This window comes from Streptomyces sp. NBC_01669, assembly GCF_026339735.1.
Taxonomy (GTDB): Bacteria; Actinomycetota; Actinomycetes; order Streptomycetales; family Streptomycetaceae; genus Streptomyces; species Streptomyces yanii.
In genome coordinates, this window is sequence record NZ_JAPEQG010000001.1 from 8,006,470 (window position 1) to 8,032,479 (window position 26,010).

Sequence of the window (26,010 nt, forward strand, 5' to 3'; positions counted from 1 at the left end):
CAAGGGCCCGGGCGATGCTCGCCGAGGTCGTGCCCCACGGCGTGGCGACGGCGGTCTTGGTGGCGCGCTCAGATGTCCAGGGCCTCGTCGGTCCACTCGAACGTCGGCGCTCCAGTCGCGCCCGGTGTCTGTTCGGACCAGATGATCTTGCCCTCGGCTGTATAGCGGGTGCCCCAGCGATCGGCGAACTGGGCGACGAGATACAGGCCGCGGCCACCCTCGTCCGTCGTCGACGCATAGCGCAGATGCGGTGCGGTGCTGCTGGAGTCGGACACCTCGCAGATCAGGGCACGGTCGTGCAGCATCCGGACCCGGATGGGAGGGTCGCCGTAGCGGATGGCGTTGGTGACCAGCTCGCTGAGGATCAGCTCGGTCGCGAAGGTCTCTTCCTCCAGTCCCCGGTCGATGAGCCACTGGGACACGTCCTTGCGGACCCCGGCGACGGCCGCTGGGTCGTGCTCGACGTCCCATTCGCCGACACGGGAGGGGTCGAGGGTGTGCGTAGCGGCCACCAGGAGGACGGCGTCGTCACCCGGAGGGGTGGGCAGGAGCGCGGAGATCAGGTCGTCGCAGGTCTCTTCCGGGGTCCGGTGCTGTCGGGCCAGCGCTCCGCGCATCGTGTCGAGTCCGGTGTCGAAGTCCCGCTGGCGCGACTGGACGAGACCGTCGGTGTAGAGCACCAGACGGCTCCCCTCCGGCAGGGGCAACTCCACCGACTCGAAGGGCAGCCCGCCGATGCCCAGGGGCAGGCCTGCGGGGACATCGGGGGATTGCACCGTGCCGTCGGGCAGCACCAGGACGGGACCGGGATGGCCCGCCCGGGCAGCGGAGCAGGTGCCGGCCACCGGGTCGTAGACGGCGTACAGGCAGGTGGCCCCCGTGATCTCCGCGCGCCCGCCGTCGGCGGTCTCCGTCCGGTCGGTCCGCGCGACCAGTTCGTCGATGCGCGCGAGGAGCTCGTTGGCCGGAAGGTCCAGTGCGGAGAAGTTGTGGACCGCGGTGCGCAGGCGGCCCATCGTCGCGGCGGCGTGCAGACCGTGCCCGACGACGTCACCGACGACCAGCGCGACGCGGGCACCGGGCAGCGGAATGACGTCGAACCAGTCGCCGCCCACCCCCGCCTGAGCCGGCAGATAGCGGTAGGCGATGTCGAGCGCGTTCTGCTCGGGCAGGCCGCGGGGCAGCAGGCTGCGCTGCAGCGTCACCGCCATCTCGTGCTCGCGGGTGTAGCGGCGGGCGTTGTCGACACAGACGGCCGCCCGGGCGACCAGTTCCTCGGCGAATGTCAGATCGTCCTCGTCGAAGGGGTCCGGATTCTCCGAGCGCCAGAAATTCGCCATGCCCAGGACCGCACCGCGTGCGTGCAGCGGAACGGAGAGCAGGGAGTGGACACCGTACGCGAGGATCCTCGCCGACCGTTCGGGGTCGATCCCCTGCCAGCTCGGTTCGGCGGACAGGTCCGGCACCAGCATGGTGTGTCCATGGATCAGTCCCAGGGCCGCCGGGCTGGTGGGAACGAATCCGACGACCCGCCCGATCGGGTAGAAGGGGAGGTGGTCTGCGCGCACGCCCGCCGCGGCTGTACGCCGCATGTTCAGCACGGTGCCGAGCGGCACCGACGGTTCCTCACCGCGCAGCACGGGCTCGGCGAGGTCGACCGAGGCGAAGTCGGCGAAACGGGGGACCACCACTTCGGCCAGTTCCTCCGCGGTCCGGGTCACATCCAGTGTCGTACCGATGCGCACACCAGCCGTGTGCAGCAGGAGCAGCCGCCCCCGTACCTCTGCGGCCCGGCCTGCGAGTGCGGCCAGTTCCGTCGTGTCCCGCAGCGTCGCGACTGTCCCGGCAGGCCCGCCGTGTTCGTCGGTGGGCCGCAGATTCACCGCCAGCAGCCGGTCGCCGACCACGCGCACCTCGTCGGAGGCGGAGCGGCCCGAGGCGAGCAGTTCCGCGAGGGGAGGAGGCAGGCCGATGCCCGTCACCGGAAGTCCTTCGGCGTCCGCGGGCAGGCGCAGCAGTCGCCGGGCCTCGTCGTTGGCCAGCAGCAGTCGCCCATTGCCGTCGATGATGAGGACGCCTTCGCGTACGGAGTGCAGCACCGCGTCGTGATGCTCGTACAGCCGCGTCATCTCGACGGGGCCGAGGCCGTGCGTCTGCCGCCGCAGACGTCGGCTGATCAGTGCCGCACCGCCGGAGGTGAGGGCAAATGTGGCCACCGCGGCGCCGACCAGCGCCGGCAGTTCGCGGTCGGCCAGTTTGTTCACGTTGCTGACCCTGATGCCCACGGACACCAGGCCGGCGGTCGAACCGTCGGCCCTCGGTATGGGCACCACCGAGTTTACGGCCGGCCCCCGGCTCCCCGTGAAGGTACGGGTGAAGCCATGCCCGAGAAGGGCCTCCTTGTACGGGCCTTTGAGGTGCTTGCCGATCAGCGCGGGATCGGGGTGGGTGATGCGGATACCGTGTATGTCGGCCACGACGACGGTATCGACGTGGGTGGTCTTCCGGATCGTCTCCGCAAGCGGCTGCAGCACAGCGGTGGGATTGGGGCTGTCCAGCGCCGTGACGATGCCGGGGGAGTGAGCGAACGCCTGGGCGACGGCGTACGAACCTCTCTCGGCTTCGTGAACGGCGGCCCGCCGACCCTGCACCACGAGCGAGAGCGCCGCCGCGGCGACGAGCAGCACCACGAGCACCAGTTCCAGCAGCAGCACTTCCGCGGCGACGCTGCGCACGCCGAGCAGGGCACGGGAGCGACCGGGCTTCGATCGTCGGAGCCTTGAAATATATGCGCCAAAGCCGCCCATAGCTCCTGTTTACCCGCTATGTCCATACAAAATGTCGTGCGTGTAGCGCCGGTACGCGGTCAGGCCGCGGCCTTCATCATGGGGCGGCGCATGTGCGACGAAGGGGAACTCGGTCGGCCCGACCCGCCGCCCTTCCGCGCCGACGTCCGCATGCTGACCCACCCCCCCGACACCCCTGGGGCGGGCAGGGCGGCTCCACCTTCGCCTTCGTCGCGACAAGGATCGAAAGCGCCTGCGCCCAGGCACGCCAGGCCGCAGGGGCAGGGGGCAGGACATGAAGAGGCGGGGCGCAGACCCTGCGCCGGTTCCTCCATACCGCGTCCCGCCACGGAGGACCGACTGCCGGACCCCGGCGACCTCGCTCGCTGTCCGCGAATCGCGTCGCCTGGCCCCGGACAGCCCTCGACGAGGCCGTGGGCTGCGATCGGCCCACGGCGATGCCCACGTCGCCGAGCCGATCGTCCGCACCGGGATCAAGATCGGGCGGCATCTCGACCTCAATCACGGACACCGGTGACAACCGCAGGTCGAGACGGGTATCAGTGGCTCGGTTCCGCCGTGCTGCTGCGCACCACCAGGTTGGTGGCGAGGTCGACCCGGGTGGTCGCGGGCTGCCGGCCCCGGCCGAGATCGAGAACCAGCCGGGCCGCCGTCTCGGCCATCTCGATGAGCGGCTGCCGCACCGTGGTGAGCGGTGGCCCGATCCACCGGGTGAGCGGCAGATCGTCGAAGCCGACGACGCTGAGGTCCTCCGGGATGCGCAGGCCCAGTTCGCGGGCGGCTTCGTAGACGCCGAGTGCCTGCAGATCGTTTCCGGCGAACACCGCGGTGGGCGGCTCCGGCAGCCGCAGGAGTTCCAGCGCCGCGGTGTAGCCGTCCTCGTGCGAGAACTCGCCCTCCCGGATCAGATCGGGATCGACGGGCAGACCCGCTGTCTCCATCGCGGCCCGGTAGCCGTCGACGCGGGCGCGGCTGCACATCATGCGGGACGGGCCGCTGATGACGCCGATCCGTCGGTGTCCGAGACCGGTCAGGTGGCGGGTGGCGGCCAGTCCGCCCTGCCAGTTCGTCGTTCCGACCGACGGCACGTCGTCACCCGGGTCGCCCGCGGGGTCGACCACTGCGAACGGAATGTTTCGGCTGGTCAGCTGGGCGCGCTGGGCTGCGGTCAGATCCGAGAGCACCAGGATCACACCGACCGGACGGCGCGCCAGCACGCCGTCCACCCAGGTCTGGCCCGGGGTCAGCCGTCCCGCGCTCTCGGAGAGCACCAGGCTCAGTCCCTCCTCCCGGGCCACGTTCTCGACGCCTCGGACGACCTCCATGGCCCAGCTGCTGTCGAGCTCATGGAAGACCAGATCGATCAGCTGGGACTGTGCCGTGGAACCCCGCCTGCGGCGGTAGCCGTGGAGCAGCAGCAACTCCTCCACCCTGGTGCGCGTACCGGGTGCAACGTCGGCGCGGCCGTTCAGCACTTTCGAAACTGTCGGAGCCGACACTCCGGCCGCGCGGGCGATCTCCGCCAGCGTGGCTGTGCTCTCCGACTGCTCGTCGGCAGACGCCTTCTCCTGTGGGGACTGGACCTTCGCAGGGCTCATGCGGGAATCGTAGCTTCCCGTGGCTCCGATCGGGGAAGGGGTCAGGGTTCGGAAAATCCTTCCGGCAACCTCTTGACGTGCCCGAAACACGACCGTACGGTTCCGGCAACATTCGAAAGCAACCCCGAAACATTCGACAGAGGTGCGGTCATGCGGTCGGGAATTTTCACTCAGGGCACACGTGCGGCGAGATGGACCGCGGCAGGCGCCGCCATGGTCATGGCCGGGCTGCTGACAGGTTGCGGATCCGGCAGCGGCAGCGGCAGCGACGGCGGAACCATCACCGCCTATGTCTACGGTGATGACGCGGTCAAGGTCCAGCAAGCTGCGGTAACGGAGTTCAACAAGACCTCCAAGGTCAAGGTCAAGCTCGTCTCGGTCCCCGGCACCGACTACGTGAACAAGCTCCGCAGCTCGATGGGCTCGCCGAGCGCCCCGGACATCTTCTTCAACTGGGGCGGCGGTTCGATCAAGCCCTACGTCGATGCCAAGCAGCTGGTCGACCTCACCTCGACCGTCAACGGCGACGCAGAGCTCAAGGACGGATTCCTTCCGTCGATCATGACGGCGGGTGGCCTCGACGGGAAGATCTACGGGGTGCCGATGCGCGGCATGCAGCCCGTGATGCTCTTCTACAACAAGAAACTCTTCACCGAGAACAAGCTCGAGGCCCCCAAGACCTGGGAGGACCTGCAGAAGGCCATCACCACCTTCAAGGCCCAGGGCATCACGCCCTTCGCCCTCGGCGGTTCCGACAAGTGGCCCGAGCTGATGTGGATGGAGTACCTGCTCGACCGGATCGGCGGACCCGAGGTCTTCAAGAAGATCCAGAACGGCGACAGCTCCGGCTGGGGCGACCCGGCGGTACTGAAGGCGGCCCAGACCGTCAAGGACCTCGTCGACCAGGGTGCCTTCGGCAAGAACTTCAACTCCGTCGACTACGGCAACGGCGGCGCGCCCACGCTTCTCAACAAGGGCAAGGCCGCCATGCACCTCATGGGTTCGTGGGAGTACTCGACCCAGCTGGGCAAGGCGCCCGAGTTCGCCAAGAAGGACCTCGGCTGGACCGCCTTCCCGACCGTGGCCGGCGGGGTCGGCGACGCGGCGGACGTGGTGGGCAACCCCACCAACTACTGGTCGATCAACGCGCGCACCAAGCACAAGGACGCCGCGATCGCCTTCCTCAAGACGATGGCCTCGCAGAAGTACGCCAAGGCGCTGGTCGACAACGGGGACATCCCCACCACCTCCAACGCGGCCTCGATGCTGAGCACCTCGCCCAACCCGCAGTTCGCCAACGACCAGTACAGCCTGGTCCAGAAGGCGCCCAGCTTCACGCTCTCGTGGGACCAGGCACTGGAGTCCCAGTACGCCACCCCGCTGCTCACGGAGCTCAGCAAGCTGTTCGCCGGTAAGTCCAGCCCTGAGCAGTTCGTCGCAGCGATGAAGGCCGTCAAGTAAGAATGTCCGCTCACACTCCGCACCCGAAGATGCGCGGAGGCAGGAAGACGGCCGTCGGCAACGTCGGCCGTCCACCCGTCAGCTGGGCCCTGCCCGGCATCCTCTTCTTCGCCGTCTTCGCGATCGTCCCGCTGGCGATCGCCGTGTATCTCTCCTTCTGCAAGTGGGACGGGCTGAACTCCCCGACCTCGGCCGGCCTGGACAACTGGACCCGGCTGTTCAAGGACCCGGAAGTCCGCCAGGCCGCCTGGCTGAGCCTCCTGCTGACCACCATCAGCTGGGCCTTCCAGACCCCCGTGGCACTGCTGCTCGGGGTCTGGGCGGCAGGTCGCCAGCGCAGCCGGGCCGTGCTCTCCGCGGTCTTCTTCGTCCCGCTGCTGCTCTCCACCACCGCCATCGCCATGCTCTTCCACGCCCTGCTGGACCCCAACTTCGGCGTGATCAAGGAGATCGGGCCCTGGTTCGGGATCGACCCGAACGTCATGGGATCGTCCACCGGCGCCCTGCTCACCGTGGCGTTCGTCGGCGGCTGGCAGTTCATGCCGTTCCACACCCTGATCTATCAGGGCGGTACCCGGCAGATCCCCCAGGTGCTCTACCAGGCGGCCGAGATGGACGGCGCCGGTATGTTCCGGCAGTTCTTCCACATCACGCTGCCGCAGCTGCGCAACACCATCACGACCTCGTCGGTCCTGATGATCGTCGGCTCGCTGACGTACTTCGACACCGTGCTGATCATGACCAAGGGCGGTCCCGGCACGGACACCACGGTCCTGCCGTATCTGATGTACCGGACCGGCTTCCAGACCTACGACCTCGGCTACGCCGCGGCGATCGCCACGGCCCTGGTCGTGGTGGCCACCGCCCTGTCGCTGGTCCTGGTCCGCTTCAGCGGATTCGGGAACATGCGGTCCACCCGGGAAGGTATGTGACGAGATGTCAGTCGACACCCGCCACACGGCGCCGACCGTGTCGCCCGCGTTCCGGACCCGCCTGGCCACAGCCCGCCGCCGGAAGCGGTGGGGCAACCCACTGGCCGGTCTGGGCTCGCTGGTCTGGCTCGTCCTCGTGGTCGTACCGCTCTACACGCTGATCTCCTCGTCCCTGATGCACCAGGACGAGGCGCTCAACGGCGATCCGCTGGCCTTCCCGACCAACCCGACGCTCGACAACTACAAGACCGTGCTGGACAGCGGTTTCTCCACGATGCTCGGCAACACGGTGATCGTCGCCGCCTCCACCGTGGCCATCGTGCTGGTGCTCGCGGTGCCCGTCGCCTATGTGGCCGTGCGCACCCGCAGCCGGCTCTCTTCGCTCGCCTTCCGGACCTTCCTGCTGGGCGTCGCGATCCCGGCGCAGGCGGTGATCGTGCCGCTGTATCTGCTCATCGGCAAGATGGGGCTCTACGACAGCCTGCCCGCGATCATCCTGCCGACGGCAGCTTTCGCGATGCCGGTGGCGGTACTGATTCTCAGCGGCACCATGCGCGATGTCTCCGAGGAGATGTACGAGGCGATGGCGCTCGACGGCGCCACGCCCCTGCGGATGCTGTGGCAGCTGGCGGTACCGATGTCGAAGGGCGGCATCAGTACGGTGGCGATCTACACGGCGCTCCAGGCATGGAACGGCTTCCTGTTCCCGCTGATCCTGACGCAGTCGGAGGAGAACCGCGTACTGACCCTCGGTCTCTTCAACTTCCAGACCCAGTTCGGAGTCAACATCCCGGCCGTGCTGGCCGCGATCGTCCTCTCCGTCGTGCCGATCTTCGCCGTGTACCTCGTGGCACGGAAGGCGCTGATCAACGGACTGATGGGGGTGGGCGGCAAGTAGCACACCGACGCCGCCCCGCACCACCGCACTCATGAGAGGAACCCCTGCCCCCATGGCAATCCACCCTGTCCCGCACGCACTCCGAGCCGAGCCGGCCGCCGCCGTCGACGGCCCATGGCGCGACCCTTCCCTCACCCCGGAGGAGCGGGTGGCCGACCTCGTCGCCCGGATGACCCTGGAGGAGAAGGCCGCACAGCTGTACGGAGTCTGGGTGGGCGCCGACGCCGATGGCGACGGGGTCGCACCGCACCAGAACGACATGGTCGACCCGGTCGACTGGGACGAGCTCACCACCCGCGGGCTCGGCCAACTGACCAGACCGTTCGGCACCGCCCCGGTGGACCCCGGCGTCGGCGCCGTCTCACTGGCCCGTGCCCAGAAGCGGATCGTGGAGGCCGGACGGTTCGGCATCCCGGCGCTCGCCCACGAGGAGTGCCTCGCGGGCTTCACCGCCTGGGGCGCCACCGCCTACCCTGTCCCGCTGTCCTGGGGAGCCGCTTGGAACCCGGATCTGGTCACCGAGATGGCCCACCGCATCGGCCGCGACATGCGGTCGGTGGGCGTCCACCAGGGACTGGCACCCGTCCTCGACGTGGTACGCGACCTGCGTTGGGGCCGGGTGGAGGAGACCATCGGCGAGGACCCGTACCTGGTCGCCACCATCGGCACCGCGTACGTTCGCGGCCTGGAGTCCGCCGGCATCGTCGCCACGCTCAAGCACTTCGCCGGATACGCCGCGTCGGCCGGCGCCCGCAACCTTGCGCCGGTCCGGGCCGGAACGCGGGAGATGACCGACGTCACTCTTCCGCCCTTCGAGATGGCGCTGCGCGAGGGAGGCGCCCGTTCGGTGATGTCCTCGTACACCGAGATCGACGGCGTCCCCACGGCGGCCGACCCGGTGCTGCTCACCGAACTGCTCAGGGACACCTGGGGGTTCAACGGGACCGTAGTCGCCGACTACTTCGGCATCGGCTTCCTGGAAACCCTGCACAAGGTCGCCGCGGACCGCTCCGACGCCGCCCGCCTTGCGCTCACCGCCGGGGTCGACGTGGAACTGCCCACCGTCCGCAGCTACGGCGATGCGCTCGTCGCCGCCGTGCAGGAGGGCGCCGTGGCCGAGGAACTGGTCGACCGGGCACTGCATCGCGTGCTGCTGCAGAAGTGCGAACTCGGTCTGCTCGACCCGGAATGGTCGCCGCTGCCGGTCGTGCTGGCCGGGGCGGACCCCGAGCAGGCGCGTGAGACCGTGGACCTCGACCCGCCGGAGAACCGGGCACTCGCCCGCCAACTGGCCGAGCAGGCCGTCGTGCTGCTCGCCAACCCCGGCGATGCGCTGCCCCTGCGCGGCGACGGCCGGATCGCGCTTGTCGGGCCGCGCGCCGATGACGCCCTGGCCATGCTCGGCTGCTACTCCTTCCCCAGCCATGTCGGCGTCTCGCACCCCGAGGTGCCGATGGGCATCGACATTCCGACCGTCCTGGAAGCGCTGCGTGCGGAGTTCCCCGGCGCGGACATCGGTTCGGCGGCCGGCTGCGACGTGGACGGCACGGACACCTCCGGCATCGAGGCGGCGGCCGAACTCGCCCGCCACGCCGATGTGTGCGTCGCCGTGCTGGGCGACCGGGCCGGGCTGTTCGGTCGCGGCACCACCGGCGAGGGCTGCGACGCCGCCGACCTCGCCCTGCCCGGTGTCCAGGGCGAGCTGCTCGACGCGCTGCTGGCCACCGGAACCCCGGTGATCCTGGTGCTGTTGACCGGCCGGCCGTACGCGCTGGGCCGCTGGGCCGACCGGACGGCTGCCACCGTGCAGGCGTTCTTCCCCGGCGAGGAGGGCGGTCCGGCGCTGGCCGGTGTGCTCTCCGGCCGGGTGAACCCCTCCGGCCGGCTGCCGGTCAGCGTGCCGCAGGGTCCCGGCGGTCAGCCGTGGACCTATCTGCAACCGCCGCTGGGGCTGGCGAGCGGGGTCAGCAACCTGGACCCGACGCCGCTCTACCCCTTCGGACACGGTCTGTCCTACACCTCGTTCGAGTGGGAGGCCGGCGCAACGCCCCCGGCCGAGATCCCCACCGACGGCTCCACCCACATCGAACTCACCGTCCGCAACAGCGGGGACCGCGAAGGCGCCGAAGTGGTGCAGCTCTACGTGCACGACCCGGTCGCCCAGACCACCCGCCCGGAATCGCGGCTGGTCGGGTACGCCCGAGTGCAGCTCGCCGCCGGGCAGGCCCGCCGCGTGCGGTTCCACTTCCATGCCGATCTGGTGTCCTTCACCGGTATCGGCGGCCGACGGATCGTCGAACCCGGCGATCTCGAACTGCGGCTCGCGACATCCAGCGCGGCCGACGACGTCAAGCAGACCGTACGGCTGCGACTCACCGGTCCCGAGCGCACGGTCGATCACCGGCGCCGGCTCGTCTGCGACACGTCGATCGAACTGACCTGAATCTGCCCCTTGCTTGAGGGCCCGGGCCTCCCCGCTCCATCTGCGGGGAGGATCCCGAAACTTTCGACGCGGTACTTCCATCGAAGGGAAATGTCATGCGCAAGGCAAATCGGGCTGCCGTCGTCGGCACCGCCGCCGCAGCCCTGCTGGTCTCCACGTTCACCGTCGCCGCCAGCGCCACCCCCGAGAACGCCGCCCAGCACACCAAGCCGAAGAGCGACGCCGCGGCCAAGACCCTCGGCGCTCTGGGCAAGCGCGCCGACCTGCGGATCGGAACGGCGGTCGACATGTCGGCGCTCGCCTCCGACGCGCCCTACCGGGCCGAGGCCGCGGGGGAGTTCTCCTCCGTCACCCCGGAGAACGTCATGAAGTGGGAGGCCGTCGAGCCCCAGCGCGGCACGTACGACTGGGCCGCCGCCGACAAGCTGGTCGACTTCGCCAAGGAGAACGGCCAGCTGGTCCGGGGCCACACCCTGGTCTGGCACAGCCAGCTGCCCGCCTGGCTGAACAGCGGCGACTTCACGGCCGATGAGCTGCGGGACATCCTGCACCAGCACATCACCGACCAGGTGACCCACTTCAAGGGCAAGATCTGGCAGTGGGACGTCGTCAACGAGGCGTTCAATGACGACGGCACCATGCGGAACAGCATCTGGCTGCAGAAGCTCGGCCCCGGCTACATCGCCGACGCATTCCGCTGGGCCCACCAGGCCGACCCCAAGGCCAAGCTCTTCATCAACGACTACAACATCGAGGGCGTCAACGCGAAAAGCACCGCCCTCTACAACCTCGTTGCGCAGCTCCGCAAGGAGCACGTGCCGGTTCACGGTGTCGGCATCCAGGGGCACCTGGACGTCCAGTACAGCGCCCCGCACGACATTGCCACCAACATGAAGCGCTTCGACGACCTCGGTCTGGAGACCGCGATCACCGAGGCCGACGTCCGCATCCCGATGCCCGTCGACAACACCAAGCTGGAGGCGCAGGCGGAGGCCTACGACGTCCTGCTGCGCGGTTGCCTGCTCACCGAGCACTGCACCGACTTCACGGTGTGGGGCTTCACCGACAAGTACTCCTGGGTCCCCGGCGTCTTCAAGGGGGAGGGCGCGGCGAACATCCTCGACGAGAACTTCAAGGCCAAGGCCGCGTACAACGCGATGAGCGCGGACCTCACGCTGGCCGCAGGCAGGGACTGAACGCCCACATGATCAACAGCGCAGAGGAGGCAGCACAGTGACGGACGGCCTCCGGATCCATGCAGTGACGATCACCCCGGTCGCCTTCCGTGACCTGGCCCTGCTCAACGCGGTCGGCGTGCACGAACCGTACGCCCTGCGTGCGATCGTCGAGGTCGACACCGGCGAGGGCCTCGTCGGCCTCGGCGAGACCTACGCGGACGAAGGGCATCTGCGCCGGCTGCGGGCCGTCGCGGACGCCCTCATCGGAATGGATGTGTGCGCGCTCGGTGCGATGCACCGCAAGGTCGCCGAAGTCCTGGCCGCAGACAGCGGAGTCGGTGGTTCCGGACTGACCGGGATGATCACCACCAGCAGCGCCGTCGACCGGGTGTTCTCCCCGTTCGAGGTTGCCTGCCTGGACCTCCAGGGCAAGGCAGCCGGCCGCCCGGTCAGCGACCTGCTCGGAGGGGCGGTACGGGACTCCGTACCGTTCAGCGCCTACCTCTTCTACAAGTGGGCCGCGCATCCCGGGCAGGAGCCGGACGACTGGGGTGCGGCACTGGATCCGGAGGCCGTCGTCGCCCAGGCGCGCCGGATGATCTCCGAGTACGGCTTCACCGCGATCAAGCTCAAGGGTGGTGTCCGGCCGCCCGAGGAGGAGGTCGAGGCGGTCCTGGCGCTGCGCGATGCCTTTCCCGGGGTGCCGCTGCGGCTCGACCCCAACGCGGCATGGAGCGTCGGGACCTCGATCGAGGTGGCCCGCCGACTGGAGGGTGTCCTCGAGTACTTGGAGGACCCGACGCCCGATCTGGACGGTATGGCGCGGGTCGCCAGGGAGACGCCGATCCCCCTGGCCACCAATATGTGCGTCGTCGCGTTCGAACACCTGGCGCCCGCGGTCGAGCAGGGCTCGGTCCAGGTGGTGCTCTCCGACCACCACTACTGGGGCGGCCTGCACCGCTCCAAGCTGCTCTCCGGCATCTGCGACACCTTCTCCATGGGGCTGTCCATGCACTCCAACTCGCACCTGGGGATCAGCCTGGCCGCGATGACCCATCTTGCGGCCGCCACACCGAACCTCACGTACGCCTGTGACACCCACTGGCCGTGGAAGACCGAGGAAGTCGTGGAGCCGGGCACGCTCACCTTCGCCGACGGATCCGTGCGGGTTCCGCAGGGGCCGGGGCTCGGTGTCGAGCTGGACCGCGACGCGCTCGCCCGTCTGCACGAGCAGTACCTCAGCTGCGGCCTTCGCAACCGGGACGACACCGGCTACATGCAGCGGGTCGACCCCCACTACGAGAAGAAGACCCCGCGCTGGTGAGCCGCGGCGACCGTCGGTTGCCGTACTCCTGCCGCGTATCAAGGCATTTCAAGGAGCATTCATGGCTTGGCTCGACTGGGCCGCCCTCGGCGGCTACTTCCTGGTGATGCTGCTCATCGGTCTCTGGTCGCACCGACGCGTCGGTGATGTGAGCGACTACTTCACCGGCGGCGGCCGGATGCCCTGGTGGCTGTCCGGCATCTCCCACCACATGTCCGGTTACAGCGCGGCGGTGTTCGTCGCCTACGCCGCCATCGCGTACAGCTACGGCATCACCGTCTACGTCTGGGCGTTCCTGCCGCTCGCTCTGGGCACCGGTGTGGGGGCCTGGCTGTTCGCCCCGCGCTGGAACCGGCTGAGGCAGCGCTACGCGGTCGCCTCGCCGCTCGAATATCTCGCCAAGCGCTACAACGTGCCGACCCAGCAGGCGCTCGCCTGGAGCGGCGCCCTGCTCAAGGTGTTCGACGTGGCCGCCAAGTGGGCGTCGGTGGCCGTGCTGCTCAACGTGTTCACCGGTATGTCGATGACGACCGGCATCCTGATCACCGGCGTCGTCACCCTTCTGTACTGCACCGTGGGCGGGCTGTGGGCCGATGCGCTCACCGACTTCGGCCAGTTCGTCATCCAGGGCATCGCGGCGCTCGCCATGGTCTGGGTGGTCGTGGACCGCCTCGGCGACGGCATCTCCGGCCTGGGCACGCTCTGGCACAAGCTGCCCGAGGGACACGGCCATCCGCTGGTCGGCCCCTACACCGCCACCTTCCTCGGCGCGTATGTCGTCGTGAAGCTCTTTGAGTACAACGGCGGCATGTGGAACCTGGCCCAGCGCTACATGGCCACGGACACCCCGCAGGCCGCCCGCCGTTCGGCCGAGCTCTCCGCGGTGCTGTACGTGGTGTGGCCGGCAGTGCTGCTCTTCCCGCCCGTCGCCGCGGCCGTCCTGCTGCCGGACATCGCCGATCCGCAGAAGGTCTATGCGCTGATGGCGGAGTCGTACCTGCCGGCCGGACTGGTGGGTCTGACGCTCGCCGGGATGTTCTCGCACACCATGGCCATGGCCTCGTCCGACGCCAATGCCGTCTCCGCGGTCGTCACCCGGGACATCATCCCGGCGGTCGTGCGCCGCGCCAAGGAACTGCCGCCGGCGACCGGGCTGCTCATCGCCCGCGTGTGCACGGTCGTCTTCATCACCGTGAGCATGCTCGTCGCCATCGAGGCGGATCACTTCGGCGGGGTGCTGGGCATCATCGTCGGCCTGGTCGCGGCCGTGATGGGGCCGATCTCCATTCCGATGCTGCTGGGGCTGCTGCCACTCTTCCGCAAGTGCGGGCCACGCGCCGCCCTGTCCTCCTGGGCGCTGGGGCTGCTGGGCTACGTCCTGGTGAAGTTCGTGCTGGAGAGCACCGACCAGACCGTCGTCATCGTGACCCCGCTGGTGACCTCGCTGGTGGTGTACGTGGTGGTCGGCCTGCTCAGCCCGGAGCCCGACGCAACGGCCGACGCGATCGTGGCCGCGGTGTCGCCCGCCCCCGACGGTGACAGCGACGCCGAGCCGGCGGTTACCGCGGTGCCGCAGGCCGCCGTGCCCGGCACCTCCGACTGACGTACCCCCTATCCGACAACTCGTCAAGGTGCACACCCGGCCAATTTGTCATGGGTGTGAACAAAACTGGGAGAGCAGTATGGACAGGCACTTCCCGCAACACACGAGCCGCAGAGCGATTCTGGGGCTCGGACTGGGGCTCACTGCCCTGACGGCAACACCTCTCGGCTCACTGCTCGGTCTCTCGTCGGAGGCCTTGGCCACCGCACCCGGCGCGACCGGGCTGCCGACCGACCCCGGCGCATACATCTCCTTCGCCCCCCGCTCCGGCAGCTTTCCGCTGGTCAGGGGAGGCGCGGCGGCCTCGATCCTGGTCAGCGACCGAGACTACGCGGGGGTCGTCCGGGTGGCCGGCGACCTCCAGGCCGACATCGAGCGTGTCACCGGCGTCCGCCCCGCTCTCTCACGGGGTGCGGCACCGAAGGGCCGCGAGATCGTCATCGTCGGAACCATCGGCCGCAGCCCGCTGATCGACGGACTGATCGCCGCGGGCAAGATCGACGTCTCCGGCATCAAGGGCAAGTGGGAGACCAGCCTCCAGACCGTCGTCGAGAAGCCGTTGCCCGGTGTGGACCGGGCCTTCGTGATCGCGGGCAGCGACCAGCGCGGCACGATCTACGGTGCGTACGACGTCTCCCGGGGGATCGGCGTATCGCCCTGGTACTGGTGGGACGATGTCGTCCCCGTGCACCGGGACGGGCTGTACGTCCTGCCCGGCCGCCACACCCAGGGCACCCCGGCCGTGAAGTACCGCGGGTTCTTCATCAACGACGAGAACCCGGCGCTCGGCACGTGGGCACCGGCATTCTTCGGCCCTGGCAAGGCCCCCGGCTTCGAGGGCGGTTTCAACGCCGACTTCTACGCCAAGATCTTCGAAGTGATGCTTCGCCTGAAGGCCAACTATCTCTGGCCGGCTGTGTGGGGCCGCGCGTTCGCCGAGGACGATCCGAAGAACCACGCCACCGCGAAGGCGTACGGCGTCGTCATGGGCACCTCTCACGAGGCACCGATGATGCGCGGTATCGAGGAGTGGAACCGGCACGCGGTCGCCGCCGTCCGCGACAGCGCGGGCAACATCACCACCCCCGGTCACGACCCCTACGGCGGCACCGGCGAGTGGTCCTTCCGCCGCAACGCCGAGGCGATCAAGGCGTACTGGGCCGACGGCATCCGCCGGATGAAGGACGAGGACTTCGAGGGCGTCGTCACCCTCGGCATGCGCGGCAACGGCGACGTCAGCCTGCCCGACGGCGACGGCATCGAGCTGATGACCGAGATCATCGCCACCCAGCGGCAGATCCTGGCCGAGGTCTCCGGCCAGGACGTCACCACGATTCCGCAGGTGTGGACCCTTTACAAGGAGGTCCAGCGGTACTGGGACCGCGGCCTGCGGGTGCCCGACGACGTCACCGTCGTCCTCACCGACGACAACTGGGCCAACATCCGTAAGCTCCCCGACCTCAAGAACGATGCCCGCGAAGGCGGTTACGGCCTCTACTACCACTTCGACTACGTCGGGGTGGGCCGCAACTACAAGTGGGTGGACACCACGTCGCTGCCGAACATGTGGGACCAGCTCCACCAGTCCGTCGCCTACGGGAACCACGGCCTCTGGGTCACCAACGTCGGCGACCTCAAGGGCAACGAACTGCCCACGCAGTTCTTCCTGGAGTACGCCTGGAACCCCGACCGCTGGACTCTCGACAGGCTGCCGGAGTGGGAGGAGCAGTACGCCCGCCAGAACTTCGGGGAGCAGCAGGCCGAGGAGGTGGCCGAGGTGCTCCGTACCTATGCCCGGCTGCAGTCCCGCCGCAAGCCGGAGCTGCTCAACCGGAAGATCACCCTCGACCCGGCCAAGGATCCCGCCAAGGACCCGTCGGCGATCAGCTACGACGACCAGGCCACCCCGTTCAGCCTCACCGACTACCGGGAGCTGGAGCGCGTCACCGAGGAGTGGCAGCGCCTCGGGGCCGAGGCCGAGCGGATCGGCCGCAGGATCCCCGCCTCCACCCAGGACGCCTGGTACGAACTGGTCGGCTACGAGGTGCAGGCCACCGCCAACCTGTACGCCCTGCGTGAGGCCGAGTTCAAGAACCTGCACTACGCGGCCCAGGGCCGGGCCCTCACCAACGATCTGGCGGCCGCCGCCGAGGCCCGGCTCGCCGACGACCTGGCGCTGGCGGACCGCTTCAACACGAAGGTCGCCGACGGGAAGTGGCAGGGGTTCCAGACCCAGCCGCACATCGACTACGGCGATGTGGCCCGCTACGGGCCGAACGCCCCCTGGCAGCAGCCCGAGCTCAACAACGTCGCCATCAAGGACGTGCTGTTCCCGGCGGTCAAGCGCATCGACCTCCCGGCCGGCGCCGAGATGGGCGTGGCCGTCGACGGCTCGGACATGTGGTGGCCCGAGGAGAGCTCCCCGGCTGTGCTGCCGGCCTTCAGCCCGTACCAGAGCCAGGCCGCGCAGTACATCGAGGTGTTCAACCGGGGCGCCGCCCCGTTCGACTACCGGATCCGGACAGGGGTCTCCTGGCTCGTCGCCGACCGCGTCAGGGGCCGGGTCGACAAGCAGGACCGGATCACCTTCCGCGTCGACTGGTCACGGGCGCCCAAGGGGGTCACGGAGGTGCCGATCACGGTCAGCGGTCCGGACGGCCGCGAGGTCGTCGTCCAGGCCGTGATCGACCACCCCAAGGAGCGGCGCTCGCAGCTCGAGGGATTCGTCGAGGCCAACGGGTACGTCTCCATCGAGGCGGACCATTACTCCCGTTCCGTCGGCGGCAACGGGATCACCTGGCAGCGCATCCCCGGCATCGGACGGACCGGCGCCGGCATGGAGCCCTTCCCGGTCACCGCTGCCCGCCAGAGCCCGGGCGGCAGCAGCCCGCGGCTGGAGTACCGGGTCAGCCTGTTCACCACCGGGCCGGTCACCGTGCACGCGTATCTGTCGCCGCGCAACAACACGCTGGCGTCCGACGGCCTCACGTATGCCGTCTCCTTCGACGACGACGTGCCGCAGAGCGTGAACGTCACGGCGGTGACGGGATCGGACGACGGCACGATGAACGTCCAGTGGGCGCGCAACACCTCCGACAACGTCAACCGCACCCGTACGGTGCACCACATCGGCCGGGCCGGTGTGCATGTGCTGAAATTCTGGATGGTCGACCCGACGGTGGTGCTGCAGAACCTGGTGGTCGACACCGGCGGCCTCAAGCCCAGCTACCTGGGCCCGCCGGAGAGCCTCCGGCTGAAGTGAGCCGTGGGACGGGCAAGGGGAGAGCAGAGCGATGAAGAGTGAGATCGAGGACACCGACGGACAGGGTGCGATCCTGGGCGTGACCCCCGTTGGGGCGGGGGTCGAGGTCCGGGTAGCCGGTCCGTCGGGGGCGTTCTCACTGATCTGTACCCCTGCCCGGGCCCGGGAGCTGGCTGCGGCTCTCGCTCGTGCGGCGGACGAGACGGAGAGCGCGCAGTCGGCTGAGCCCGTGACGGTCAAGGCGGGGGAGCTGCGTCGCGGCGATGTGCGGGACGGCGACCGGGTCATGACCGTGGAGGCGGTCAGGGTCGACGGGGCCACGGCTCACATCACCTGGAAGTCCGGCGCCGGACGCAGTTGGACGCAGGGCTACGACGTCGATGCGGAGATCACGCTTCGACGCCGCGCCTGAATCCTGAAGGACTGACCCACGCGTGCATGAGGCCCCTCCCGAAGCCGGGAGGGGCCTCATGCACGCGTGTTTCGTTGTACGAGAGCCTTCGTAATTTGACGAATCTCGTACTACGAGATGTATCGTACTAGCGATCCTGCCGTTCCCGGCGAAACGGAGTCTGCCGTGAGTGTCCTTTTCCAGCCCCGCACCCTGCGATCGCTTGTCATACCCAACCGGGTATGGATGGCGCCCATGTGCCAGTACAGCGCGGAACCCGTGGGGCCGGAGACCGGCGTCGCGACCGACTGGCACTTCGCCCACCTCGCTGCGCGCGCGATCGGCGGTACCGGTCTCATCCTCACCGAGGCGACGGCCGTCAGCCCCGAAGGGCGGATCAGCCCCGCCGACCTCGGGATCTGGAACGACACCCAGGTGGCCGCCCTCCGGCGGATCACCGCGTTCATCAAGAGCCAGGGTTCCGTCGCCGGCATTCAGCTCGCCCACGCCGGCCGCAAGGCATCGACGGCTGCCCCCTGGCTGGGCGGAGGGCCCGTGGGCCCGGACGAGCACGGCTGGCAGCCCGTCGCCCCCAGCCCGCTCCCGTTCGACGAGGGCCACCCCGTACCGCACGAGCTGACCGTGGACGAGATCCACGGCGTCGTCGAGCAGTTCCGCGAGGCCGCCCGCCGCGCCCGCGAGGCCGGCTTCGACGTCGCCGAGGTGCACGGAGCCCACGGATATCTCATCGGGCAGTTCCTGTCCCCGCACAGCAACAGGCGCTCGGACGAGTACGGCGGCAGCTTCGAGAACCGCGTACGGTTCGCTCTCCAGGTCGTCGACGCCGTCCGCGACGTATGGCCCGAGGACCTGCCCGTCTTCTTCCGGATCTCGGCGACCGACTGGCTCACGGAGAACGACGAGGACGACCGTGAGGGCTGGACCGTCGACGAGACGGTACAGCTGGCCAAGGAGTTGCAGGCGCACGGCGTCGATCTGCTGGACGTCTCCAGCGGCGGCAACGCTGCGAATGCCCGTATCACGACGGGACCCGGATACCAGGTCCCCTTCGCCGCCCGGGTGCGCGAGGAGACCTCGCTGCCCGTCGCCGCCGTCGGTCTGATCACCGAGCCGCAGCAGGCGGAGAAGATCGTGGCCGACGGGCAGGCGGACGCCGTGCTCCTCGGACGGGAGCTGCTGCGGAACCCGTCATGGGCGCAGCATGCGGCGCGCGAACTGAGTGGTGAGGTCCACAGGCCCGCCCAGTACCTTCGCGCCGTCTGACACGACGAGCCCCTGCCGGACATCCGGCGGGGGCTCGTTGCGTTGCGGCCGGGTCGCCGCGCTGGGTTCCGCGTCAGCCCCGCCGCCGACGCACGCGGCACGCCCTTCGACCTCACCGCTCCGTGCACCGTCGAAAACAGGAGCGTCCTGGTGGCGAGCGGACGTGCGTCCCCAGGTCGGACACACCCTGTGCCACGGCGGTGGCGTGTGTGAGCCGGCACAGAGGTGACGGGCGTGCTGCGCGCCCGTCCGTCACCCCGCCCGGTGGCGTGGCTACTGCAGATAGGGCCCGTCGGAGCCGATCCTGCCCGGCGCGGCGTTCTTGCCGCCGAGGTCGAGTACGTACACCCGAAGGTTGCCCTTGCCCGGCGCCGGGACGGTGAGGGTGCCGCCCGTCACGACCTCGGTGTCCCCGGTGACGGCGTCCTTGTAGGTGCCGTTCGGGATTCCGGTGTACGTGGCCGCTCCCGTGACGGTCACCAGTGCGAAGCTGTCGACACCGCTCGACGCATCGGTGTAGCGACGCTTGTACGCCATCGAGCCGGAGATGCCGTCGGTGGAGTACTGGCCCATCTGCAGGGCAGGCACCGCCCGCCGGATCTCGTTGAGCCGCTGCAGATGCTTGACCAGTGGCTTTCCGAGCGTGGTGGCGACCTCGCCGGTGGCCGAGGAGACCTTGCTGAAGGCGGACGCCTCGACGGTGCCCGCGAGATGGTCGCCGTAGTACGCGCGGCCGGTGGTCGCCAGCGGGCAGGTGGGCCCGCAGTCGATCTTCTTGCCTGCCTGGAACTCGATCTCGGATCCGTAGTAGAGGGTGGGGATGCCGCGGAACGTCCACATCAGCGACATGTTCTCGGCCCAGGCGTCGGTGCCGCCCGCGTACCGTTCGCTGCTCTTGTTGGGGCCGTAGTCATGGCTGTCGACGTACACGACGTTGTACGTGGCGTCGTTGTAACTGTCGTCGGAGTCCTTGCCGTTGTTGTATGCGTTGTTGGCGTCACCGAAGTTCATGTGCATCCGCATGTCGATGACGTTCATGCCGGAGAACTGGCTGTGGTCCGGTGTGTGGTAGGCGTTTCCGTTCAGGAAGGCGTTGGTGGAGGTCGGCTGGGATCCGGTGCCCTGCTGCTGCTCGTAGTCGTACATCTCCAGGGCGGCCTTCGTATCGTCGGCGTCGTACTCCTTGCGCTCCTTCCAGGTGTAGAACTGCGCGGAGTGGTTGACCGAGCCGCGGTTCCACTTGTCGTTGACAAACGCGGCGACCTCACCGAAGACGAAGAAGTTCTTTGCGGCCTCCGCACCGAACTGCGAGGTGACGCGCTCCTGGATCGCGGGCAGGAAGCGACGATTCCAGGTGGTGCGGGGGATGTGGACGGCGGTGTCGACGCGGAAGCCGTCGACCCCCATGTCGATGTACTTGTCGTAGGCGCCGATCAGGTAGTTCTGGACGGGCGCGCTCTCGGTGTTGAAATCCGCGAGATCCTGGTGCAGCCAACAGCTGCGGGAGTCCTCGCCCTCCCAGTTCCCGATCCAGCAGTTGTGGTAGTACGCCTTCGGCAACATGCCGGAAGTCGGGCTCGGCCACTGGCAGTTGTATATCCTGTAGCCCTCTGCAGAGGTGCCCCCGGTGGGCTTGCCCCAGTTGACACAGGTGTTTCCGGACGGCTCCGCGGTGGACCAGAGATCGCCGTTGTAGTACGACTTCCCGGACTTGGACTCGACGCTCAGACCGTCGTACTCGAAGCCCTCGTTCTTCTCGTCGTAGTACCAACTCCACTGGTCGTCCCGGACCCCGTAGACCGTCGGCGTGAAGAGGCCCTTGGCGCCCCAGCGCGAGGAGTGGTTGTAGACGACGTCCTGGTAGATTTTCATGCCCTTGGCATGGGCGGCGTTGATCAGATCCTGATAGGAGGCGCCGGCGGACTCCAGGCGGGCGTCGACCTTGTAGAAGTCGTAGCCGTGGTAGCCGTGGTAGTCGTAGTCGGACCGGTTCAGGACCACCGGAGTGATCCAGACGGCGGAGAAGCCCATCCCCTTGATGTAGTCGAGCTTGTTGACCAGGCCCTTGAAGTCACCGCGGAACATGGGGTCGTTGTTGGCCGCGTTGCCGGATTTCACATGCTGGCTGCCGCCCCGGTTGTTGGAGCTGTCGCCGTCGTTGAACCGGGCCGTGAGGACGAAGTAGATCGGGTCCTTGCGCGGGTCCGTGCCGAGCGGTGTGCCGGCCGCCGGTGCGGCCGGCTTCTCCCCGGTCGTGGCGGTGGCGGCGGTCGACGCCGCCGATACGTTGCCCGCCGCGTCCACGGCCTTGACGGTATACCTGTACGCCGTCCTTTCCTCCAGGTTCGCATCGGAGAAGACGGTGGAGCCGACATCGGTCACCATCGTGCCCTTGGTGCCGCCGGTGCGTGTCACCTGGTACTTCGTGACTCCTCGGTCGTCGGTGGACGGGTCCCACGACAGCACGACCGAGACGCCGTCGGCGTCGGCGGTCACTTTCGTCGGCGGGGTCGGGGCCTCGGTGTCCGCGGGTTCGGCGGCGCACGGGTCCTGGGCGTCGGCGGTGACCTGCTTGTTCTCGACCGTGGAAACGCCTGCGGGGATCGTGTAGTTGCTGCCGTTGTTGTTGTCCCAGATGCCGTTGCCGTTGTTGAACGCGGCCTGCATCTTGCCGGCGCTGCCCAGATCGACGGACCGCTTCATCCACCCCGTACAGGCCGCTTCCATGCCCACGCCGGGTACGGCGGTCCACGACCCGCCCTCGGGCTGGTAGTGCAGATTGGTGGTGGTCCAGCCGACCGTCGCGGTGGAGTAGTAGACGGAGGCGGTGTGGGTGTCGCCCGGGGTGGGCGTGGGCGTCGGCTCGGTGCCGGTGTCTGCGCACGGGTCGCTGTGCGCCACGACCCCGTCCTTGACGGTGATGGTGCCGGTGCCCAGCGCGTAGTTGTTCCCGGCGTTGTTGTCCCAGACGCCGGAACCGTTGTTGAACGTGGCGGCCAGCCCGGACGCACTGCCCAGACTCACCGTCTTCTTCATCCAGTCCGTGCACGCGGCCTCCATCTGCACACCGGGCACGGTGGTCCAGGAGCCGCCGTCCGGGGCGTAATGAAGGTTGTACGTGGACCAGTTCCGGGTCTTTGTGTAGTAGAAGACCGTCGCTGTGTTCTCCGAGGCCGCGACAGGTACGGCGGTGGCAGGGGAAGCGGTGCGTGGTACGGCGGTGACGAGTCCCAGAAGCCCGACGGCTGCCACGGCTGCCGCCAGGGGGCGTCTCAGCAGCCGGTGGGGGGTGCGTTTCATGCGTATCTCCAGGGGGAGGGCGCAGGCCGTTCGGCCGCGCCGGCCAAGAGCGCCGCTGCTCATCGAGCAACTGCGGTCCCGCCGGAGAACCCTGACGCGCCTCGGGGTTCGGGCGAGCAGTACATCCGTCAGCAAGAGCTGTCAGAATTTTGCTGCAATGTTTTGCGGTGCGGAAGTTACCCGTGCATGACGGATACGTAAAGAGCTGTGGCGACGCCGCTCGTGTACATGCGGCGTGTGCGCGGGAGTTGGCGTGAAAGTGCGCCGGGTGGGGAATGGCGGATTGCGTGGCGATGTTGCGGCGACCATGACCTTCTTCGTTGACGTGACCGTGCGCGGCTATGAGCTCGACACACAGGGGCATCTGAACCAGGCCGTCTATCTGCAGTACGCCGAGCACGCCCGGTGGGAGCTGCTGCGAGCTGCCGGGCTGCCGCAGGAGAAGCTGCTGGCCGGCGGGGTGGGACCAGTCGCGCTGGAAGTCACGGTGAAGTTCCGGCGGGAGCTGCGCGGCGGCGAGCGCGTCCGGGTGACGTGCCGGTTCGTGTACGGCGCGGGGAAGACCTTCGAGGTCGTGCAGAGGATCCTCAAGGAGGACGGCACGGTCGCGGCGGAGGTGACGGGCGTGGCAGGCATGCTCGACCTGACGGCCCGCAAACTGATCGCCGATCCGGCCGGGCATCTCGCCTCGCTGGCCGAGAGGCCGGACCTGCTCAGCGGCTGACCGGCTTCCGGAACGGAACCGCGTTCGCGCCGTCGTGGATCTCGTGTCAGGGGGGACGGTCACACCGGGCGTCGTACAGGGTGGAAGCTGTCGTGGTGCGTCAGCCATACGGCAAAGTACGATGGGTCTCGTACCATAAGGTACCCGTCCGAAACGACGTAAGGGGAGTCACCGTGACCGCCACCAGCGCCGCCGCCGTTCGTGTCACCGCCGCCCCGGGCGTCGGGGCCCGATTGCTCGCCCACCCCGCACGCGAGGAGATCCGTATCGAGGCGGTGCTCCACGCGCTCTCCGATCCGATGCGGCTGCAGGTCGTCCGTGAGCTGGCCGCCGCCGAGGACGAGCTCACGTGCTCCCGTATCGAACTGCCGGTGTCCAAGTCCACGACCACGCACCACTTCCGGGTGCTGCGCGAGAGCGGCATCGTCAGTCAGACCTACCGGGGCACCGCCAAGATGAACGGGCTCCGCCGCGACGATCTGGACACGCTCTTCCCGGGGCTGCTCGACGCGATTCTCGCCGCCGCGAACCAGCAGGCGGACCGGCTCGGCGAAGACTGACGGCACCCGGAGCGGTTCAGCGGCGGTCGCCGTGTGCGGCCTGCAGGAGCCCCGTCCAGTCCGGGATCTTCACCGGCCCTCGGCCGAGCGACTGCCCGAGGGCTGCCTCGGCCCGCTCGATCGACAGCCAGCCGTCCCATTCCACCGGCCGCAGCCCCCACGCCCGCAGCGCGGCCACCGGATCGGGGGCCGACGGCCGCGCCTCGAGCAGCGGCGCATCGTCCAGCAGGGACGCGACCGTCTCCTTCGCGCACGGCCGGTTCGAGCCGATCACTCCGGTCGGCCCCCGCTTGATCCATCCCGCGACATACTCCCCGGGTGACGGCACGCCGTCCCGTAGCACCCGCCCCGCCAGGTGGGGCACGGTACCGCGGGCCGGATCGAAGGGCAGACCGGGCAGCGGCAGCCCGCGATAGCCGACGGCCCGCAGGACGAGCTGGGCGCCGATCTCCTCGTACGCACCGGTGTCCTGTATGCCTCCGCTGCCGTCCGGCGCGGTACGTGCGAACCGGACCCCGGCGACCCGCCCGTCCCGTTCGAGGAGCTCGACGGGCCGCAGAAAGAACCGCAGGTGGATGGTGCGCATCGGGTCGGGCCCGGTGGCAGGGGCATCGGCCCACCCGCGCAGCACCTCGATATTGCGCCGCACCACCGCCGGCAGCGGCACCGGTGAATCCGCCGGCGCCCCGACGGGGGCGTACGCCGGATCGCGGGCAAGCTCCGCCCCGTCCACCACGACCCGCGCCCCGGGCAGCCCACCCAGCTCGCGCAGCTCCTTGGTGGTGAACCTGGCCTGCGACGGTCCCCGCCTGCCCGCCATGTGCACCTCGCGCACCCGGCTGCCGGCCAGCGTGCCGAGCGCCGGATGGGGTACATCGGTGGGCCGCAGTTCCTCGGCGCCGCGCGAGAGGATCCGCGCCACGTCGACCGCCACATTGCCGACCCCGATCACCACGGCTGAACGGGCCTGCAACGCAAAGCTGTTGGCAGCCGCATCGGGGTGTGCGCTGTACCAGGAGACGAACTCGGTCGCCGAGTGGCTGCCGGGCAGATCCTCGCCGGGAATGCCGAGCCCGCGGTCGGTCGCCGCCCCGACGCAGTAGACCACCGCATGGTAGAGCTCGCTCAGCCGCTCGGGTGGCAGCCCGTCCCCGCCCACCTGGACATGGCCGAGGAAGGTGATCCGCTCGTGCTCCAGGACGGTCCGCAGACTGTTCTGCAGCGACTTGATCTTCTCGTGGTCGGGGGCGACGCCGTACCGCACGAGGCCGTACGGGCAGGGCAGCCGGTCCAGCACGTCCACCCGGACATCGGGCACCCGGGACTGCTCGACCAGAGACTGAGCGGTGTAGACCCCGCTGGGGCCGGAGCCGACGACGGCGACATGGAGCACGGTGCACCTCTTCCCGGAGGGTGACTCCAGCATCCCACCGGTCGGCGGGGCAGGGGAGAGGTGCGGCCGCGCGGCGCGTCAGGAGGACAGTGCGCGCATCCGGTCGATCTCGACCGTCTGCTGGGCGATCACATCGCCCGCCATCTCCTCGACCTGAACGTTGTTCCCCTCCGAGAGGGCCTCGGTCGCCATCGTGATCGCTCCCTGGTGGTGGGTGATCATCAGCTGCAGGAACAGCTTGTCGAAGGCCTTGCCCTCTGCCGCCCGCAGCTGCTTCAGCTGCGTCTCCGTCGCCATGCCGGGCATCCCGGCGTGGTCGTGGCCGCCCGCGTGCTTCTCGCCGCCGTTGTGCGTGAGCCATCCCTCCATGGCACCGATCTCCGGCTTCTGCGCCGCGGAGATGCGCTCGGCAATTCGCTTGACCGAGGCGGACGAGGAACGGGACGGCGCCAAGGCGGTCAACTCCAGTGCCTGGGCGTGGTGCTGGATCATCATCTGCACGTAGCGGAAATCGGCCGAGTTGGGGGTGTCGGTCCCGGCGGCCTTCGCGGCCTCCTCGACGGACAGGGTCTGCGCGGGCTCTCCCGGCTTCCCCGGTGCCACAACCGAAGGGCCCCCTCCTGCACGCGCGTTGGCGTCATGGCCGCCTCCGCCCGCATCGCACGCGGCGAGGGAGAGTACGGCGGTCGCCATGGCAGCGACGACTACGAATCTGTGCACATGCGCGACCTGACGGAATATCAACAAGGCTGCCTCCAATGCCACATGGGGTCGTATTGGATCATTTGGCGCACATCCGCGACCTCAGGGGTCGATAACTTTCATTACGTTCCTGTTGCCATCTGTTGGGAT

General features: G+C 68.9%; 17 protein-coding genes. 12 read left to right on the forward strand and 5 right to left on the reverse strand.

Features of this window, described 5'->3' with window-relative positions; translation table 11 throughout:
• Positions 1-68: 68 nt before the first annotated feature.
• Together OG972_RS35955 and OG972_RS35960 are read right to left on the reverse strand one after the other, a co-directional pair.
• The gene (locus tag OG972_RS35955; RefSeq protein ID WP_323135916.1) at positions 69-2,807 is read right to left on the reverse strand and encodes a SpoIIE family protein phosphatase; all 2,739 of its coding nucleotides are present in this window, start codon (positions 2,805-2,807) and stop codon (positions 69-71) included.
• Between the two features lie 539 nt (positions 2,808-3,346).
• On the reverse strand, positions 3,347-4,405 hold the full coding sequence (locus OG972_RS35960) for a LacI family DNA-binding transcriptional regulator (RefSeq protein WP_266988697.1): 1,059 nt from the start codon (positions 4,403-4,405) through the stop codon (positions 3,347-3,349).
• Positions 4,406-4,618: 213 nt separating this feature from the next.
• Between OG972_RS35960 and OG972_RS35965 the strand changes: the two genes are divergently transcribed.
• The 10 genes from OG972_RS35965 (at position 4,619) to OG972_RS36010 (ending at position 19,181) form a co-directional block, all read left to right on the forward strand.
• Positions 4,619-5,866, forward strand: a complete 1,248-nt coding sequence (locus OG972_RS35965; RefSeq protein WP_266990926.1) for an extracellular solute-binding protein — start codon at positions 4,619-4,621, stop codon at positions 5,864-5,866.
• 29 nt (positions 5,867-5,895) lie between these two features.
• Positions 5,896-6,798 (forward strand): carbohydrate ABC transporter permease, encoded by a 903-nt coding sequence (locus OG972_RS35970; protein WP_266990928.1) that lies wholly within the window; start codon positions 5,896-5,898, stop codon positions 6,796-6,798.
• 4 nt (positions 6,799-6,802) lie between these two features.
• Complete coding sequence (locus tag OG972_RS35975; protein WP_266988698.1) at positions 6,803-7,696, forward strand: carbohydrate ABC transporter permease; 894 nt, start codon at positions 6,803-6,805, stop codon at positions 7,694-7,696.
• A gap of 52 nt (positions 7,697-7,748) precedes the next feature.
• On the forward strand, positions 7,749-10,139 hold the full coding sequence (locus tag OG972_RS35980) for a glycoside hydrolase family 3 N-terminal domain-containing protein (RefSeq protein ID WP_266988699.1): 2,391 nt from the start codon (positions 7,749-7,751) through the stop codon (positions 10,137-10,139).
• Positions 10,140-10,234: 95 nt separating this feature from the next.
• Positions 10,235-11,335 (forward strand): endo-1,4-beta-xylanase, encoded by a 1,101-nt coding sequence (locus tag OG972_RS35985; protein WP_266988700.1) that lies wholly within the window; start codon positions 10,235-10,237, stop codon positions 11,333-11,335.
• Positions 11,336-11,372: 37 nt separating this feature from the next.
• Positions 11,373-12,641, forward strand: a complete 1,269-nt coding sequence (locus OG972_RS35990) for a glucarate dehydratase family protein (RefSeq protein ID WP_266988701.1) — start codon at positions 11,373-11,375, stop codon at positions 12,639-12,641.
• A 61-nt stretch (positions 12,642-12,702) separates the two neighbouring features.
• Positions 12,703-14,244, forward strand: coding sequence for a sodium:solute symporter family protein (locus OG972_RS35995; RefSeq protein ID WP_266988702.1), 1,542 nt, complete (start codon positions 12,703-12,705; stop codon positions 14,242-14,244).
• Between the two features lie 79 nt (positions 14,245-14,323).
• Positions 14,324-17,506, forward strand: coding sequence for a glycosyl hydrolase 115 family protein (locus OG972_RS36000; RefSeq protein ID WP_266988703.1), 3,183 nt, complete (start codon positions 14,324-14,326; stop codon positions 17,504-17,506).
• A 31-nt stretch (positions 17,507-17,537) separates the two neighbouring features.
• Positions 17,538-17,918, forward strand: a complete 381-nt coding sequence (locus OG972_RS36005; RefSeq protein ID WP_266988704.1) for a hypothetical protein — start codon at positions 17,538-17,540, stop codon at positions 17,916-17,918.
• A gap of 165 nt (positions 17,919-18,083) precedes the next feature.
• A complete protein-coding gene (locus OG972_RS36010; RefSeq protein ID WP_266988705.1) occupies positions 18,084-19,181 on the forward strand; it encodes an NADH:flavin oxidoreductase/NADH oxidase in 1,098 nt (365 codons plus the stop codon).
• 273 nt (positions 19,182-19,454) lie between these two features.
• Here OG972_RS36010 and OG972_RS36015 read toward each other — a convergent pair whose 3' ends face one another.
• Complete coding sequence (locus OG972_RS36015; RefSeq protein ID WP_266988706.1) at positions 19,455-22,481, reverse strand: carbohydrate binding domain-containing protein; 3,027 nt, start codon at positions 22,479-22,481, stop codon at positions 19,455-19,457.
• A 307-nt stretch (positions 22,482-22,788) separates the two neighbouring features.
• On the opposite strand from OG972_RS36015, the gene OG972_RS36020 reads away from it, so the two are divergent.
• The gene (locus OG972_RS36020; protein WP_266988707.1) at positions 22,789-23,205 is read left to right on the forward strand and encodes a thioesterase family protein; all 417 of its coding nucleotides are present in this window, start codon (positions 22,789-22,791) and stop codon (positions 23,203-23,205) included.
• Positions 23,206-23,378: 173 nt separating this feature from the next.
• A complete protein-coding gene (locus OG972_RS36025; RefSeq protein WP_266988708.1) occupies positions 23,379-23,765 on the forward strand; it encodes a helix-turn-helix transcriptional regulator in 387 nt (128 codons plus the stop codon).
• 16 nt (positions 23,766-23,781) lie between these two features.
• Here OG972_RS36025 and OG972_RS36030 read toward each other — a convergent pair whose 3' ends face one another.
• The gene (locus OG972_RS36030) at positions 23,782-25,158 is read right to left on the reverse strand and encodes an FAD-dependent oxidoreductase (RefSeq protein ID WP_266988709.1); all 1,377 of its coding nucleotides are present in this window, start codon (positions 25,156-25,158) and stop codon (positions 23,782-23,784) included.
• 78 nt (positions 25,159-25,236) lie between these two features.
• A complete protein-coding gene (locus OG972_RS36035; protein ID WP_266990930.1) occupies positions 25,237-25,851 on the reverse strand; it encodes a DUF305 domain-containing protein in 615 nt (204 codons plus the stop codon).
• Positions 25,852-26,010: the final 159 nt, after the last annotated feature.

What these genes read in the sequence shown, in the direction of transcription:
- OG972_RS35955 (WP_323135916.1), bottom strand. Translation starts at nt 2,807, where the DNA reads ATGGGCGGCTTTGGCGCATATATTTCAAGGCTCCGACGATCGAAGCCC.
- OG972_RS35960 (WP_266988697.1), bottom strand. Translation starts at nt 4,405, where the DNA reads ATGAGCCCTGCGAAGGTCCAGTCCCCACAGGAGAAGGCGTCTGCCGAC.
- OG972_RS35965 (WP_266990926.1), top strand. Translation starts at nt 4,619, where the DNA reads ATGGTCATGGCCGGGCTGCTGACAGGTTGCGGATCCGGCAGCGGCAGC.
- OG972_RS35970 (WP_266990928.1), top strand. Translation starts at nt 5,896, where the DNA reads ATGCGCGGAGGCAGGAAGACGGCCGTCGGCAACGTCGGCCGTCCACCC.
- OG972_RS35975 (WP_266988698.1), top strand. Translation starts at nt 6,803, where the DNA reads ATGTCAGTCGACACCCGCCACACGGCGCCGACCGTGTCGCCCGCGTTC.
- OG972_RS35980 (WP_266988699.1), top strand. Translation starts at nt 7,749, where the DNA reads ATGGCAATCCACCCTGTCCCGCACGCACTCCGAGCCGAGCCGGCCGCC.
- OG972_RS35985 (WP_266988700.1), top strand. Translation starts at nt 10,235, where the DNA reads ATGCGCAAGGCAAATCGGGCTGCCGTCGTCGGCACCGCCGCCGCAGCC.
- OG972_RS35995 (WP_266988702.1), top strand. Translation starts at nt 12,703, where the DNA reads ATGGCTTGGCTCGACTGGGCCGCCCTCGGCGGCTACTTCCTGGTGATG.
- OG972_RS36000 (WP_266988703.1), top strand. Translation starts at nt 14,324, where the DNA reads ATGGACAGGCACTTCCCGCAACACACGAGCCGCAGAGCGATTCTGGGG.
- OG972_RS36005 (WP_266988704.1), top strand. Translation starts at nt 17,538, where the DNA reads ATGAAGAGTGAGATCGAGGACACCGACGGACAGGGTGCGATCCTGGGC.
- OG972_RS36015 (WP_266988706.1), bottom strand. Translation starts at nt 22,481, where the DNA reads ATGAAACGCACCCCCCACCGGCTGCTGAGACGCCCCCTGGCGGCAGCC.
- OG972_RS36020 (WP_266988707.1), top strand. Translation starts at nt 22,789, where the DNA reads ATGACCTTCTTCGTTGACGTGACCGTGCGCGGCTATGAGCTCGACACA.
- OG972_RS36035 (WP_266990930.1), bottom strand. Translation starts at nt 25,851, where the DNA reads ATGGCGACCGCCGTACTCTCCCTCGCCGCGTGCGATGCGGGCGGAGGC.